Annotated in this window: 16 protein-coding genes and 1 pseudogene; 4 read left to right on the forward strand and 13 right to left on the reverse strand. The window is 55.3% G+C overall.

The window, feature by feature from the left end; translation table 11 throughout:
* Nucleotides 1-22: 22 nt before the first annotated feature.
* Entirely contained in the window at nucleotides 23-1,096 is a 1,074-nt protein-coding gene (locus tag IFT76_RS10890; RefSeq protein WP_192058341.1) for an isocitrate/isopropylmalate dehydrogenase family protein, read from the forward strand.
* Nucleotides 1,097-1,437: 341 nt separating this feature from the next.
* On the opposite strand, the gene IFT76_RS10895 is transcribed toward IFT76_RS10890, so the two are convergent.
* Nucleotides 1,438-1,959 carry a DUF2199 domain-containing protein gene (locus tag IFT76_RS10895; protein WP_192058343.1) on the reverse strand — a complete coding sequence of 174 codons (522 nt, stop codon included), beginning with the start codon at nucleotides 1,957-1,959 and terminating at the stop codon, nucleotides 1,438-1,440.
* Between the two features lie 815 nt (nucleotides 1,960-2,774).
* On the reverse strand, nucleotides 2,775-3,320 hold the full coding sequence (locus IFT76_RS21015) for an NMCC_0638 family (lipo)protein (protein ID WP_414704842.1): 546 nt from the start codon (nucleotides 3,318-3,320) through the stop codon (nucleotides 2,775-2,777).
* Nucleotides 3,321-3,576: 256 nt separating this feature from the next.
* Between IFT76_RS21015 and IFT76_RS10900 the strand changes: the two genes are divergently transcribed.
* On the forward strand, nucleotides 3,577-3,894 hold the full coding sequence (locus IFT76_RS10900; RefSeq protein WP_197976921.1) for a histone-like nucleoid-structuring protein, MvaT/MvaU family: 318 nt from the start codon (nucleotides 3,577-3,579) through the stop codon (nucleotides 3,892-3,894).
* 310 nt (nucleotides 3,895-4,204) lie between these two features.
* On the opposite strand, the gene IFT76_RS10905 is transcribed toward IFT76_RS10900, so the two are convergent.
* From IFT76_RS10905 to IFT76_RS10915, 3 genes are all read right to left on the reverse strand, one after another.
* Nucleotides 4,205-4,591: a limonene-1,2-epoxide hydrolase family protein gene (locus tag IFT76_RS10905; protein WP_087673361.1), complete on the reverse strand. Its 387-nt coding sequence runs from the start codon at nucleotides 4,589-4,591 to the stop codon at nucleotides 4,205-4,207.
* 80 nt (nucleotides 4,592-4,671) lie between these two features.
* Entirely contained in the window at nucleotides 4,672-5,382 is a 711-nt protein-coding gene (locus IFT76_RS10910; RefSeq protein ID WP_192058345.1) for a glutathione S-transferase family protein, read from the reverse strand.
* Between the two features lie 50 nt (nucleotides 5,383-5,432).
* Nucleotides 5,433-6,191 carry an SDR family NAD(P)-dependent oxidoreductase gene (locus IFT76_RS10915; RefSeq protein WP_192058347.1) on the reverse strand — a complete coding sequence of 253 codons (759 nt, stop codon included), beginning with the start codon at nucleotides 6,189-6,191 and terminating at the stop codon, nucleotides 5,433-5,435.
* A 157-nt stretch (nucleotides 6,192-6,348) separates the two neighbouring features.
* Here IFT76_RS10915 and IFT76_RS10920 point away from each other — a divergent pair, with 157 nt between their 5' ends.
* On the forward strand, nucleotides 6,349-7,263 hold the full coding sequence (locus IFT76_RS10920) for an AraC family transcriptional regulator (protein ID WP_087673365.1): 915 nt from the start codon (nucleotides 6,349-6,351) through the stop codon (nucleotides 7,261-7,263).
* Between the two features lie 139 nt (nucleotides 7,264-7,402).
* On the opposite strand, the pseudogene tnpC reads toward IFT76_RS10920, so the two are convergent.
* The 4 genes and pseudogenes from tnpC to IFT76_RS10940 form a co-directional block, all read right to left on the reverse strand.
* Nucleotides 7,403-8,928, reverse strand: a pseudogene (gene tnpC / locus IFT76_RS10925) (IS66 family transposase).
* Nucleotides 8,929-8,991: 63 nt separating this feature from the next.
* Entirely contained in the window at nucleotides 8,992-9,327 is a 336-nt protein-coding gene (gene tnpB, locus IFT76_RS20830; RefSeq protein ID WP_140684503.1) for an IS66 family insertion sequence element accessory protein TnpB, read from the reverse strand.
* Nucleotides 9,324-9,656 (reverse strand): IS66-like element accessory protein TnpA, encoded by a 333-nt coding sequence (gene tnpA, locus IFT76_RS10935; protein ID WP_087673368.1) that lies wholly within the window; start codon nucleotides 9,654-9,656, stop codon nucleotides 9,324-9,326. Before tnpA ends, tnpB begins: the two co-directional genes overlap by 4 nt.
* A gap of 169 nt (nucleotides 9,657-9,825) precedes the next feature.
* Nucleotides 9,826-10,137 carry a hypothetical protein gene (locus IFT76_RS10940; RefSeq protein WP_192058349.1) on the reverse strand — a complete coding sequence of 104 codons (312 nt, stop codon included), beginning with the start codon at nucleotides 10,135-10,137 and terminating at the stop codon, nucleotides 9,826-9,828.
* Between the two features lie 786 nt (nucleotides 10,138-10,923).
* Between IFT76_RS10940 and IFT76_RS10945 the strand changes: the two genes are divergently transcribed.
* Entirely contained in the window at nucleotides 10,924-11,379 is a 456-nt protein-coding gene (locus IFT76_RS10945) for a 3'-5' exoribonuclease (protein WP_192058351.1), read from the forward strand.
* Here the strand turns inward: IFT76_RS10945 and IFT76_RS10950 are convergent.
* The 4 genes from IFT76_RS10950 to IFT76_RS20930 all read right to left on the reverse strand — a co-directional run bounded on the left by IFT76_RS10950 (nucleotide 11,376) and on the right by IFT76_RS20930 (nucleotide 13,629).
* On the reverse strand, nucleotides 11,376-11,645 hold the full coding sequence (locus IFT76_RS10950; RefSeq protein ID WP_320498431.1) for a nucleotidyltransferase family protein: 270 nt from the start codon (nucleotides 11,643-11,645) through the stop codon (nucleotides 11,376-11,378). The genes IFT76_RS10945 and IFT76_RS10950 overlap by 4 nt on opposite strands.
* Nucleotides 11,646-12,328: 683 nt before the next feature.
* On the reverse strand, nucleotides 12,329-12,718 hold the full coding sequence (locus IFT76_RS20835) for a hypothetical protein (protein WP_320498430.1): 390 nt from the start codon (nucleotides 12,716-12,718) through the stop codon (nucleotides 12,329-12,331).
* 2 nt (nucleotides 12,719-12,720) lie between these two features.
* Nucleotides 12,721-13,191 (reverse strand): hypothetical protein, encoded by a 471-nt coding sequence (locus IFT76_RS10955; protein ID WP_192058355.1) that lies wholly within the window; start codon nucleotides 13,189-13,191, stop codon nucleotides 12,721-12,723.
* 42 nt (nucleotides 13,192-13,233) lie between these two features.
* On the reverse strand, nucleotides 13,234-13,629 hold the full coding sequence (locus IFT76_RS20930; RefSeq protein ID WP_306458173.1) for a DUF6957 family protein: 396 nt from the start codon (nucleotides 13,627-13,629) through the stop codon (nucleotides 13,234-13,236).
* Nucleotides 13,630-13,765 lie beyond the last annotated feature (136 nt).

Here is a 13,765-nt window from a genome sequence, read left to right on the forward strand (position 1 = left end):
TGCCGGCCAAGGAGCTAAGGCTATGCGTTTATTAGTATTACCTGGTGACGGTATCGGGCCCGAAATCGTGGAGTGCGCTCTGGTCGTCCTCTCAGCGGCTAATGAGAGGTTCGGGCTAGGGCTGAGCTTTGATCATGACGTCATCGGCTTCGCCAGTCTCAAGGAGCACGGCACCACTCTGCGGGATGAAGTATTGGAAAAAGCGAAGGGGTACGATGGCATCATCCTCGGTACCCAATCCCATGCCGACTATCCTGCACCAGAAAAAGGAGGGCGTAATATCTCCGCTGCCTTCCGTACAGGACTGGATCTCTATGCGAACATCCGGCCTGCCAGAACGCGTCCCTTCTTGCAATCGAACCTGCGCGAAGGGAGAACCATGGATCTTGTGATCATGCGAGAGGCGACCGAAGGTTTTTATCCTGATCGCAATATGAGCCGGGGCTGGGGTGAGGTGATGCCGACGCCAGACATGGCACTGTCTACCCGCAAGATCACACGTCACTGCTGTGAACGAATCGCCCGCCGCGCCTTCGAGCTTGCATCGGTAAGAAGAAAGAAGGTGACTGCTGTCCACAAGGTCAACAGTTTCCACATGACCGATGGCTTGTTCGTGGAGTGTGTACGCGACGTCAGCCGCGACTTCCCAGAAGTACATCTGGATGACTTGCTGGTAGATGCGTGTACTGCGCATCTGGTACGCAATCCGGAACGTTTCGATGTGCTGGTAACTACCAATTTTTACGGCGACATTCTTAGCGACTTGGCTAGTGAGCTATCAGGCAGCCTTGGTCTCGCTGGGTCGATAATGGCCGGCGACAAACACTGCTGCGCTCAGGCCCAACATGGGTCTGCACCCGACATTGCGGGCCAGGATAAAGCCAACCCAGTATCGATGATTCTATCTGTCGCCATGTTGCTTGGTTGGATTGGCGAACGTCGCGAACACCAAGGGTTGTTAGAAGCGGCTGCCGCCATCTCTAGGGCAGTAGATGTCGTACTAGAGGATCCCAGCAAGCGAACCCACGATATCGGAGGCTTGCTTGGCTGCAACGCCTTTGGACGGGAGACAGCGGCTGTACTGCGCAGTTACTGAATAGTGGATGCGTTCGATAGACACGAAGCATCAATTTGTAAGCCGTTTGCTGACGCTGGTCACCAGGAGGCAATCGGGCGGGAAGGTAGAAACAAATCAAAGTAAGGGCCGTGAAGCTGTATTGGTCGCCTGCTACCCCAGAACATGACCCAAGACAGCTCCTAGTAGCTCCCGGGCTGACACTTTGCAACTCTGTTATAGCTTAAGTGCCTTGCTGATCAAACTCCGAGTGGCTCGCCAGCGTCGGTGACTACGCCACCGTAGCCAACATGGCGGCTTTGATGGGCTTGCCGCTTTGCATACCTCGCTGGCTATTCTCGCTTAAGCCTGGAGATCATAAATCAATGTCTATGAATCACAAATTCGGCAATCTCTTGAGCTTTAGCCATGGATATCCCGGCTTCCTGATCCCGGATCAAAGGATGATCATCCTCACCGCCTGAGTGCAAACGCACTATCGGTCTGTTTCCGTCCGGCTGCACATAAACGTTGGCGGCTAAATTCCCTGCTTCCGGGTACCAAGGGATGGCGTTTGAAACCCAACCAAAGAACCCGTCACCTGCCGCCGGAGCATCGAAGGTTTCAACGTAGCGGTCGTAGCTTTGCTGCGATGCAGAAACCCAGACGCCCCACAGAAAGGGCTCGGTCACGCCATGGATGGGGACTTCGAGAATCGCGCGGATAAAATAATCTGTGTGTCCCTCGAACGTGACTTTGCACAGGTCATCGGTGATCCAGCCATACGATTCCTTCTGCTCTTCAGTAAGGTGCGCATAATAGTCGGGAGCGTCAAAACCAAACGACGGGGCGCCCTCATGAATTTCGCCGCAGCATTCACATCGGTATGCGAAGGTTCCAGCCATAACCAAGTCCTTTAAGGCGGGTTAGGCTTAGCACCCTACAAGGGTGACTCAGCCAAACCAAGCTCGGCTACGAATTTTCGCCACGGAAGATCAGCCAACGATGCCAGCCAGCCCAATCTGAATTCCAGAGGACAGGCAGCCCCCTGACCTGTCTAGCCCCCAACGCTTTAGGCCTTTGGTGCATCCTGTTCACCCGTCGCCCTGCGTTTGCGTTGGTTTAGCGCTGGCTTACGGGAATAGTGCTGGCCAGCTTACAATCGGGATGGCAACAGAGGGAAGGCGATGATCATCAGTAAGCCGAACCGACGACATAGCTAAGCGTCGCAGCGGTGAGCCGCTCGGGACTAACCGTCTGCGTGTGCCATTGCGTGTCTCGCGTGAAGTCGAACAATCAATCAGGACTGAATTGCTTTAATGAATAGGATGATCGCAAGGCCTCGGCACCGAATCGGCCATTGGCTGGCTGTAATAGCTGTCACCGTGCTGTCAGGATGTGACGACAGCAGTGAAATGTACTGTCCCCAGGAAGGGCAGGCTTTCTTTGAAAGCTCAATCGATGCGTACTTCGAAAGGCACCCGCCACGACAAGGCGACACGGTGCATATCCTGCCGGGCGCTAACTACGATAGGACGACGAACTGGTGGCTAGTCCCGGTGGATGTCGGCCCCGAAAAACTATTGGCGCTTCTTAGCTGTGATGGACACCTTGAGTTGTCTGGCCGCTGAGTCACCGCGTCCACCTGCACGAATACGATCCCTTAGCTCGCGGAGATCGAAATGCAGTGCTGCGAAAGCAGCCGCTTCGCCCTACTGGTTTACGGGGTAATGAGCGCTGCTGAGCCAAGCACCTGGAGTCCTGCAGATTCAGATGGGGCAGTTGTAATCGTAAACACCATTTTCCGGGGCGCGTTCGGAACCGACCATTCATACGATATGGTATGTACCGTCCCGCTTGCGGCGGTATGCCTCTGCTCATCCTGTACCAGCTTTGCGGTAATTGGAGGGGGAGCGTTAGCCACTAGCGCAGTGAACAGCCTAGCTGCCGTCTCAGTGTTCGCTCGACGGGCATGCACTGCGCAGAAGTTCTTTCCGTTCAGAAGGGATAGTACAAACGTTCCGTGCTTGTCGGGCACAGGCCAGACTTCGCCTTGTCTGCCCGAGAGAAAGAAAGCTGCTTTGTCTGGTGGAAGCTTCGGCAACGGTGCCAGCTTTTCGCGAAGCGCCTCTAAATCCTGAAGGTTTTTCAGGCAGAGCGATGCGTAGATCTTGGCAAATGACTTGGCCTGATCATCACCTTCGGAGGCGATGCTGACATTCGACACAAGACTAAGCGCAACTACGGCGAAGCAACATCTCAGCATGCAAAATCACCTCGGGGTTAATCAACCTAAGCGCCACCTCTAGCGACGAACCAGTCAGAGCGGAAACCTTGTATTTCACACATACGTAACTCGGCATCATCACCGCTCTCATTCTGCATCAGCCTGGTCTCGAAAGCTCTCATCCATGATGGCCGGACGATGTTAACCTCCTACCAATTTTTCCTGCCTATCATTCGGAGCACCCATGTCAAAACTTGCTGAATTCCGCCAGCTCGAACGCCACCTCGCATAACAGTTGGCCGCTCTGGAGGCTATGAAAGGCGACGAGGGCCTGGAGCAAGAAATTGAGTTTGAGACCAAACTGCGAGCTCTCCTGGGTGAGTACAACAAGAGCCTGAAGGACGTGATCGCGATCATCGCTCCGCAGGCTGGAGCCAAAGGTGGCCGTGCTCCTGTGGCTTCGTCGAAACAAACACGCAGGGCGCGTGCGGTGAAGCTCTACAAGAATCCACACTCAGGTGAAATCGTCGAGACTAAAGGTGGTAACCACAAGACGCTGAAGGCGTGGAAAGCTGAGTACGGTTCGGACGTCGTGGAGTCGTGGCTTTCCTGAGTTGAAGCAACTCCTAGGAGCGGAGACAGCTGCTTAGCTCTGCTACCTAGATGGCCGGTAGGGCCTGAGTTAGAACCATCTGCCCCATCCTCCTCCGGACGCGAGCTTGACCTTCAACAAGCAAGGTATGATCGGATCAAGCGGAAGTCGTATTTACCGCTTGTAGAGCGCACTAGCGTAAGCGTCCGGCCAACACACCTATCCGATCCAAAGCCAATGATCTCTTGCTCCCAACTTCGTGAGCCCAAGTTGTTCCAAACGCCGTGCCCGCAAAACCGTGGTTACCAAGCTTCAGTAGCTGCGATACTAATTAGCTATCGGAGATCTTCTGGGCGAAATTGACATCGAAATAATCTCTCCAAGCGACGATGTGATCGCCGTCAAGCTCAAGTATTCCCATTACCGTTGGCGCTCCGACCTGGCTGCCATCAGCGCGTTCGAACATATCAAGCCGTTCGGTAAGCACCTTGTTACCGTCAGCGGCGATGGCGAGCATTTCAAAGCGCACCGTAGCGATGCCCGAGGCCTTCTCAAGCGCATCAATGAACGCAATCGCTTCATCGATCCCGGTAGTAGTGGCCACACCTTCATTGACCCAAACCGTGCTGGGCGTGAACCAACGCCGTATGGCAACCCTACCGCCATCTTCAGGATAAGCAGCAAAAAAAGCGGTGACATTCTCGATTGGTGTTGGCATGGAGGTGTCCTCTATCAAATGAAATGAGGCAGTGCGGCGAAAACACTTTCTTGCAGTGGTTCTCCGTAGTATTTGAGATCCTATCTACTCAAGCCTGCTAGAAGGTCGTTACGTATCGAACCTGACAGCAGTGACTGCTGGTTAACGAGATGCTGCTGGAGTCGATTGGCGTAATCTTCTCCCACGGCAGACATGACACTTGGCCTGTCCGCCAATGAAGATCGCCAGGCCGATACGCGGGGAAGATCGTTGAAGATCGGCTGGGAGACGACTGGGCTCAGCAAGTCGAAGTATCGAAAAATAGGCGCAAACACCGCATCGACCATACTGAACGATGATCCTGAGAAATAGGGCCCTTGATCAAGCTTTGATTCAAGCTGATGCAATTTATCTCTAAAGGCAGTTTTCTTGCTGTCGGCCATTTCCAGATCTTTGGCATTTAGGAACTGCCAGGCATCGGAGAGCGCCGCCACGCCAAACTCTGCCCAGGCACGTTGTTGGGCACGAGACAGCGCATTATCGGAATAAAGACTGGCGCCACCCTGCGTTTCGTTTAGGTATTCGCAGATAGCCGTGCTTTCAAACAACGTTGCGTGCGTACTGTCCGCTAGCGCCACCCCGAGTAATGGCACTTTTCCCGACGGCGAAAGCGCCAGGAACCAGGCAGGCTTCGCTGAGAGGTCAATGTTGATCCTCTCAAAGGGCACATGTTTTTCCAGTAGCACAATGGCCGCTCGTTGAACGAACGGGCACAGAGGATGGCTGATGAGCGTTAGTTGAGCGTGCGGCATGGTGGTCTCTCGAAAAAGCCAGTGACGGGGTGGAGTTAATCCGGCTGTGGCTACAGCAACTGCCCGCCCGAGATGTCAAAAGTCGTCCCATTAGCCCAGGCCATGTCATCTGACAGGATGGCAGCTACCGCACCGCCGATGTCGTCCGGTAGGCCCACACGCCCCAGCGCGATGCCCTGCGCCACGTAGGCGTTCACATCCTTGTTGTCACGCACTGCACCACCGCCAAAATCGGTTGCGATGGCACCTGGGGCAATCGCATTCACTCGAATCTGGCGCGAGCCCAGTTCTACAGCCATGTATCGGGTCAGCACTTCGACTGCCGCCTTTACCGCTGCATAAACGCTGTACCCTGGCAAAGTAAACCGCACGAAGCCGGAGGATACGTTCAGGATACGACCGCCATCTTCCACGAGCGGTAATAGCTTCTGAGTCAGGAAAATCGGGCCGCGAAGGTGCGTGGCGATCAGTGAGGCAAACTGATCCTCGGTTGCGTCAATAAAGTTCGCAAAGAGGCCATTGCCGGCATTGTTGACGAGGAAGTCGAAGCGCTCGCGACCGAAGTCGGTTTTCAGAATATCAGTCAGTGCGTTTGAAAAAGCCTGGTAGCTGGCAGTATCGGTGATGTCGAGCGGCAGCATCGCTGCCTTGCCGCCTTGCGCTTCTATTTCCCGCATCAGCGATTCGGCTTCTGCCGCGCCGCTGCGATAAGTGCCGATGATGTATACGCCGCGCTTGGCGAGGTGAAGGGCCATGTTGCGGCCAAGGCCACGGCTGGCGCCAGTGATGAGTGCGATCTGATTGGTCATGGACTGTCTCTGCTAAGTTAGGCACGCCTTTCAGCGGTTTCTTGACCTGCCCAAGATAAGCAATGACGGGCATGCAACCCAAACCCAATAAGCTCAATTTATTGCCTGATTATATCAATCCGCTTGCATGGTGTCGGAGCTTGGTCATAATCGGCGCATGAATAGAGATCTTGCACCGCATCTTGATATAGCCCTGCGCCATGCGCCACCGGGTTTGACCGCCACGCGGATCCCGCGTGTGGATCTCTGTGTTGGCCAAGGTTCTACAGACAAGGCGCCGTGTCTTTATCGCTCAATGATCTGCTTCATCCTACAGGGCTCTAAGAGCGTTTCTATTAACGACAATCTTCTTAGTTACGGCAGCGAACAATATCTCATCAGCGCTCTGGATCTGCCTCTGATCGGCCAGATTTTTGATGCTGAAGACGGACAGCCCTACGTTGCGGTATCGCTCGTGCTGGATCCGGCCATATTGGCTGAACTGGCGGCGAACATGCCGCCGATTCGCGAGAGTTCACAAACAGGAATTGGCATCACGATTAACCCGATGACCGCTTCGCTTCGCGATACGTTGCTACGCCTATTGTCATTGCTCGACACGCCTGCCGATATCCCAGTTCTCGGCCCCATGGTTGAACGGGAATTGCTTTATCGTCTTCTACTGGGCCCTCAGGGGCGGCTGCTGCGGCAGATTGCGCAACCCGATGGCGCACTTGGCAGTATCCGTCGTGCTGTTGCCTGGATCAGGGACAATTACGACACTCGACTGCGCATCGAGGCCTTGTGCGACGCAAGTGGCATGAGCCGAGCAAGCCTTCATCGCCACTTTCTGTCGATGACAGGCCTAAGTCCGATCCAGTATCAGAAACTGCTTAGATTGCAGGAAGCTCGGCAGCTTTTGCTTGCTGGCGAGCACCGCGCATCTGATGTGGCGTTCGCTGTGGGATATGAAAGCGCTTCACAGTTTAGCCGCGAATATTTGCGACAATTCGGCGCTTCGCCTGCCCGCGACGTGCGCGCGATACGGCAAGCGATCACTGGCGAGGCAGCTCAAAACGAATTCAAGGCTTGATATCCGTTAGTCAAGCAGGCCACGACTAATTAGCTGGTAATGTTCGGCACGATTAATTCGAAGTGCTATCGCCAACCGGCGTTCCGAGACTCTGTCTACTCGCACCTTGTATGCATCTTCCAAAGTCACCTTGTGTGACTCAGGCAGATACCCGCTGATGCGGCAATAACTGGTCAATCTGACTCGCCCGCTGCGTCGGCAGCCGCGTCAGCACATCTTTGAGATACTCATACGGATCGTGCCCATTCATGCGCGCTGACTGGATCAAACTCATGATCGCCGCAGCCCGTTTCCCACTGCGAAGCGACCCGGCAAATAGCCAGTTGGAACGTCCAAGTGCCCATGGCCGTATCTGGTTCTCGACCTGATTGTTGTCGATGGGCAAAGCTCCATCGTCCAGGTAGCGCGTCAGCGCTACCCAGCGTTTCAAGCTGTAATCCAAAGCCTTGGCCGTGGCCGAGCCCTCGGGCACGAGGTCGCGCTGACCCAGCATCCACTCATGTAACTTCTGTGCAATGGGCGCCGCTATTTCTTGGCGTAATCGCCAGCGTTCTTCATCGCTCATGTCTTTGGCCTGCCGTTCGACTTCGTACAGCCCGCCGATTGAGTGCAGCGTTTGTTCGGCCAACTGGCTTTTGTTCGCTACATGCAGGTCGAAGAACTTACGGCGGGCATGCGCCATGCAGCCGATTTCGGTGATGCCCAGGTCGAAGCTGGCCTTGTAACCCGCGAAGTCATCACAGACCAGCTTGCCGTTCCAGGTGCCCAGGAAGTTACGCGCATGTTCGCCGGCGCGGCTGGGGCTGAAGTCGTAGACCACCGCCTTGAGGGCCGAGAACGGCGTTGTGCAATAAGCCCAGACATAAGCGCGATGCGTTTTCTTCTCTCCGGGCGCTAGCATCTGCACCGGCGTTTCATCTGCATGCACGACTCGCTGAGCCAGCACCGCTTCGCGCAGTGCATCCACCAGCGGTTGTAGCTGTACGCCAGTTGGCCCACCCACTGAGCCAGCGTTGAACGCGGGATCGCCAGGCCTGCACGGCCAAAGATCTTTTCTTGCCGGTACAGCGGCAGATGATCAGCGAACTTCGCCACCATCACATGAGCCAACAGACCGGCGGTCGGAATGCCCTTGTCGATCACTTGGGCTGGCACCGGTGCCTGGATTAGCGTTTCACACTGACGGCAGGCCCATTTTCCACGTACATGTTGCTCGACGGTGAACACGCCCGGCGTGTAATCGAGCTTCTCGCTGACGTCCTCGCCGATGCGCTGAAGTTGGCAACCGCAAGTGCACTGAGTGTTTTCTGGTTCGTGGTGAATGAAAGTGCGTGGAAACTGCGGCGGCAGCGGTGCGCGCTTTGGTTTTTGGCGCACCTCTGCTGGAGCCGGAGCCGGACGCAGTGCCGTCAGCTCAGCGTCGATAGCCTCAAGATCAGTGTTCAGCAGATCGTCGAACAAGCTGCCTTGCTCAGGGCTGATCTGCTCGCTGCGCTTGGCAAACCTGTGCCGCTTGAGGATCGCGATCTCGTGGGTCAGCTGTTCGATGATGGTTTGATCGCGGTGGATCTTTCTGCCCATGGTATCGACCTTCGACGTCAACTTCGCAGCGAGGGCGCGCAGTTGGTCGGGGGTCATTTGGTCGAGGTTGGGCAAGGAAGTCATGCCGTGGATTTTACCAAAGCAGACCGCCTACGGCAGCAGGCCCAAGCGTTAGTTACAGCCTTTTTAAAGGATCGTGATTGCACCGCCAGCGCCAACGCGCTGCCACGGCAGACCAAGTACCAAGGCCTGAAGTTGCTCGGTATCCAGTTCCAGCTCGCTACCTTGTCGAATGCCTGGCCATTGAAACTTGCCCTGGTTCAACCGGCGTGCCGCCAGCCAAACGCCGATCCCGTCATGCACCAGCACTTTCATCCGGTTGGCCCGTCGATTGGCAAACAGATAAGCGCAGTGCGGCTTCGCCGCACCGAATACCGTAATGACTCTGGCCAGCGCGGTCTCGGTACCAGCACGCATATCCATGGGCTCGGTGGCGAGCCAGATGGCGTCGATGCGGATCATCGCAACAGGTCTCGAAGAAAGGTCGCGCAGACAGCAGCACTTTCAGTTGGCCAGTTTACTTTAACGGTGCCGCGTGGGTGCTGGATCTCAACGCAGATATTCGATGACGTTGCGAGCGAACTTGCTCCGGCCAACGGAATGGGTAATGGAATAAATGCAGGTTGCAGCACGGTGCTTCTCTGCGCCTGCACCCGAATCCATTTGTGGACGAGATTTGCGTTGAGGCTATGGCTGAGCGCAATGCTGGCAATCGAAGCGCCGGGCTGGGCGCACTCTTGAATGACCTGGGCTTTGAAGGACTTGGAATAGGAACGGCGTGTTGGCTGCATGAAATACCCGCTTAAAAGGCTAGAACTGGTGCCCACTTAAATTTAAGTGCACACCATGTCTTGGCTTTGCGGGGCTGGGTAGGTGACTTGGCCGGACGGTTACGCACTAGCGGCTCGGGCTACCTGCCATTACCGACTCGCCAAGCATAGGCAGTGACGCTGCAGAGCATCAGGCTCGTACCGGGTAAATGTGGTAGCGGTTAACACCGTTTTTTTCAATCACGACCTTACTGCCAGCGGCCAGACCGTGGGCTTGGAAAAACTCCCGCACCCAGGAACGTTTTCTGAAAATTTTCTTATCGCCGGCGATGTCGGTAAATACTGGCTCCGCGATCCCACAGTGAATCTCCAACGCTGCGCCGGATTCACACTGATTATGACCGCCAACAGATTCTGCTGGGAACATGTCAATAACACTGCTGAGGTACAGATGGTCATGGGTAAGGTTGCCTTGCGTGAGCTCAATTATCCGAAATGCCATAAATTCTCCTTGTTGAACAGGCAACCTGTCAGGGTGAGACGGGCGTGGGTCTCTGCGCTGTCAAGCACGCTGCGTACAGCGATCATTTTCAGCTGACCTTCTTGCGCCATGTCGAGGCGACCAAGCCTTGTTCACGCCATACGCAGCACTTGCGCGGTATTAAAAAACGGGAGGGCTTGCTGTCCCGCAATGCGACGACAATCTAGTCCTCAATATATGACCTTGTAGTCAGGGGTGACAACTGATGCCTTTTATGCGCCCCTCCCAATACGCCATGCAGCAACGTACCGACGGTGGCCCTTTTCCCCGTATTGATTTTGATGACGCAATGGCTCAAGGCCGCTGAATCGAAGGGTGAGTATGAATCGAAACTCGTAGTGTCTTTTGGGCGCATGCCCGGACGTCAGATGCCCAGCTCGATTGCAAGACAGGAGCCTCTCCAGGCACGCGAAAGCAGGCCTTTTGGCAGTCGCGTAATGAGCCCGTCCGCTAGGTCGCTCGCGTGACGAGCGTACAGTGTCACCATACCAGGCGCCGGCGTTTGGCCAGGTACAAATGCCCCGACTCGCTCCTGGGCAATATTCAGTACATTCAGCACTGGTTGGCTCAGGTTGCTGGTGCTGAGATGCTCTACTAATCGTGTGGGCGGAGGAGAAACGCCTCGCCACAGCTCTACTACCAGCTCGAGTAGCTCATTATGGCCAAGGTGCTGGAGGGCCATATCCCACAGCTGTCCTTCCTGCTCCATATTTAGGCGAGCCCTAGTCATCACGGAGTTTTTGCAGCATGAGGCTCTATCTCGATTGCGAATTTACACGGCTTTCAGCGGCAGCGAAGCTGATATCGGTCGCATTGGTAGCTGAGGATGGGCGCGAATTCTACGTGGAATTGCAAGACACGTGGCGACTCGAGGAGTGCAGTGATTTCGTAAAGGAAATCGTGCTTCCGCAGCTCTGGGGCGGTGAGTACGCCATGCCTCTGATCGAGGCCAGATCAGCGCTCCTCCGGTTCTTGGCAACCTACGACGAACAGCTCGAGGTTGTCACTGATGCGCCTGAGTACGACTGGGAGTTGTTTTGCGAGCTCGCCTACTACGATGGGAAGTGGCCCAGGAACATCAGAAACTTCCCTACCAATGCGACGACCCTGTCGCCTACAAATGAAGGAAAAGAACTGCCTCACCACGCTCTTTTGGACGCCAGGATCATCGCGAGCATGTTCACCTCCCCAGCCAGCAGCTAGAGCGTGAACATCTCTCGTTCGATGGATTGCCTGAAGTGTTCGGAGATGTTGTTGTGGATGTGGAGGTCGACCGGCACACCGACCAGGGCCCGAAACTCGTCTTCAAACTCAAAGACATCGAACAAGGAAATCTTGCCGACCATTGCTGGAGGGATGGTCACGAGCAGATCAAGGTAGTTACCCTTGTGATCATCGCCTCGAGCAACTGAGTCGAACAGGTTGGGCTCAGTGAAGCCATAGGTCTCGATGAGACGCTGAATCTCCACTTCCTTTCCTCGTATCGCGTCTGCAGGCCTCACCGTTTTCTCCATGGATGCAGATAGGTCGTCAAATCAGTGCAATTTCTCAGTTAGACGCAAATCTGTCAGTCACTATGTCTCGACCGAGTGCTGCCGTCGTGCATCGAGCACAATGTACTGATCCAAGCGCCGCCAACCTGCTTTCCAGGCGCTCCGCAATACGAGCAGGTTTTCGTCGATAGCTGGATCGCTGCGTCTACTGCCCCTCTGCAGTACGCATCCCCACCGTCGAAGAAAAAGTGCAGCTCGCCGAATTTAGATTTGATCTGCACGACAGTCACGGGGGTAACCTCCGGGTGGCGCCTCAGGTAATCCTGGAGAACTTCACAAACCGCAATCAGGAGATTCTTCCACCCGGGGTCGCAGTAGATCTCATCGACTGCAGGGTCTGAGAACATCTGAGGATAGCGGCCTCGAAACTCCTTGATGTCAATTTCAGGTAGGGCGTCAGTTGGCTGATTCATAGTATCCAAGGTGTATCAGGGGCCGGGATCTGCAGCGTTAGCCTCGCGGCCAACACGGCAAGCGGAGCGCGCAGGCCACGGGCCGGAGGCGTGCGGATGGAAGCCCGCGAGGGCCGAGACCCGGCAGGGACTTGGTTTACGACAGCCGTCCCGTAGGGCACGCCAGAAAAACAGTCTGGGAATGGACTACTGGAAACGGCTGGGCGTTGGCACATACCGCCCACTCGCTACACGCATAAACTCCCGCAAGCTACGCCGCCCGACGTCACGCCTAAACGTCGCGATCACGTACTTCGAGTTGAGCGTGTCGATCACCCAAAACCTACCTTGCTTTGAGACAGACTGAATGTCCGACGTCCGGATCAGGTGACCGTCTGAAAACCGGTCATATGGCCCTGGGCAAATATGGCTGAACACGACACCAACAGCGCTGCACGCATGAATGTGGACGTTCACCAGGAACGCAGTGACCAACCCTTCGTAATCCTGGGTAGCAGCCTTAGCGATTCGAATGAGGTCGAAATCGGAGTAGCGTTTTACATGTAGATCGACCGACACGGTGTTGACTCCAGCCACGACTATAAGCCTCTCAATGAGGAAAATACGGTAGGGTTTGACGCGCTGCGCCGGTATAGCTCTTTCAAGCCGGTCAGCGAATTGACATCAAGGTCGCGTTGATGGGTATTGACGTACACATCACCACTCTCCACTTCCACCACGCAGATGGGTACGTCAACCTGGTTGAATCCCATGGACAGGGAGGTCAGTTTTTCCATCCTCCAGCTCGAGCCCTTATTCATCCAACTTGGAGTGACGATCTGGACTTCTTGGACGGCCATACTCTCGTCTTGGGAGACCAGAAGCTCAACAAGTCGCGGCTCGTCGTTTAGCATTTCCTCATAAGCCACGAAGCGACCGTCGTGCCGCCGCTGCAGGCTTACGTGATACCAATGCGTAACCAAGGTGCGCGACACGGCGTGGAAGTGAGCCAGGCCGTCGCCGAACATTCCCACTGGGCCCGCCTGGTCTTGCATGCTAATCCTAAACATCGTGTATCTCGTGTAGAGCAGGCCCGGGAAGCGCACCTGCGATTAACATAAGCCAAATATTGTCTTCAGCGAGGCAGTCATCTCGCGCCCTTTTCCCATGAGCACGTACACGGTGTTTCGCGTCTCGAAAAGGCAAACACCGTCGAACGATTTGCAAAGGGTTGAGCGTACCCATCCCCCTGGCGGGAACCGGCCATGACCGTCATGGATGACGCAATGGGCATACATGAACATCGGCTCTAGGCCAGTTGCTCGTACTTTCGCGAGCGACTCAGGGGGCTCGTCGACATGAAAGATGAGCCAATCCTCAACAGTGCAAAAAGGCTTGCGACCGAAGCGCTGCGCTACCAATGCCTCCACCTCGGTATGAGATAGAGACGTGCCAGCGGAGGACTGCCTACCATCCTGGAGCAGCTCGTGTTCAGGAGAATTAGCCATAAATTGATGATCCCCTTGGCGACAAAGAAAATAGGGTTCAGCGTACGTACAGATCGCAAAGGCGGCATGCCTTTAGTTCCATCGCAATGACTATATACATTTGTGTGGAACTCATCAAACGCGGCATACGTTCTCC

Origin of the sequence: Pseudomonas sp. CFBP 13727, assembly GCF_014841915.1 — a bacterium.
GTDB lineage: Bacteria > Pseudomonadota > Gammaproteobacteria > Pseudomonadales > Pseudomonadaceae > Aquipseudomonas > Aquipseudomonas baltica.

Excerpts from the sequence above, each read along its gene's own strand:
- IFT76_RS10890 (WP_192058341.1), top strand. The coding sequence starts at position 23 with ATGCGTTTATTAGTATTACCTGGTGACGGTATCGGGCCCGAAATCGTG.
- IFT76_RS10895 (WP_192058343.1), bottom strand. The coding sequence starts at position 1,959 with ATGGCTGGAACCTTCGCATACCGATGTGAATGCTGCGGCGAAATTCAT.
- IFT76_RS21015 (WP_414704842.1), bottom strand. The coding sequence starts at position 3,320 with ATGCTGAGATGTTGCTTCGCCGTAGTTGCGCTTAGTCTTGTGTCGAAT.
- IFT76_RS10905 (WP_087673361.1), bottom strand. The coding sequence starts at position 4,591 with ATGCCAACACCAATCGAGAATGTCACCGCTTTTTTTGCTGCTTATCCT.
- IFT76_RS10910 (WP_192058345.1), bottom strand. The coding sequence starts at position 5,382 with ATGCCGCACGCTCAACTAACGCTCATCAGCCATCCTCTGTGCCCGTTC.
- IFT76_RS10915 (WP_192058347.1), bottom strand. The coding sequence starts at position 6,191 with ATGACCAATCAGATCGCACTCATCACTGGCGCCAGCCGTGGCCTTGGC.
- IFT76_RS10920 (WP_087673365.1), top strand. The coding sequence starts at position 6,349 with ATGAATAGAGATCTTGCACCGCATCTTGATATAGCCCTGCGCCATGCG.
- tnpB (WP_140684503.1), bottom strand. The coding sequence starts at position 9,327 with ATGATCCGCATCGACGCCATCTGGCTCGCCACCGAGCCCATGGATATG.
- tnpA (WP_087673368.1), bottom strand. The coding sequence starts at position 9,656 with ATGCAGCCAACACGCCGTTCCTATTCCAAGTCCTTCAAAGCCCAGGTC.
- IFT76_RS10940 (WP_192058349.1), bottom strand. The coding sequence starts at position 10,137 with ATGGCATTTCGGATAATTGAGCTCACGCAAGGCAACCTTACCCATGAC.
- IFT76_RS10945 (WP_192058351.1), top strand. The coding sequence starts at position 10,924 with ATGAGGCTCTATCTCGATTGCGAATTTACACGGCTTTCAGCGGCAGCG.
- IFT76_RS10955 (WP_192058355.1), bottom strand. The coding sequence starts at position 13,191 with ATGTTTAGGATTAGCATGCAAGACCAGGCGGGCCCAGTGGGAATGTTC.
- IFT76_RS20930 (WP_306458173.1), bottom strand. The coding sequence starts at position 13,629 with ATGGCTAATTCTCCTGAACACGAGCTGCTCCAGGATGGTAGGCAGTCC.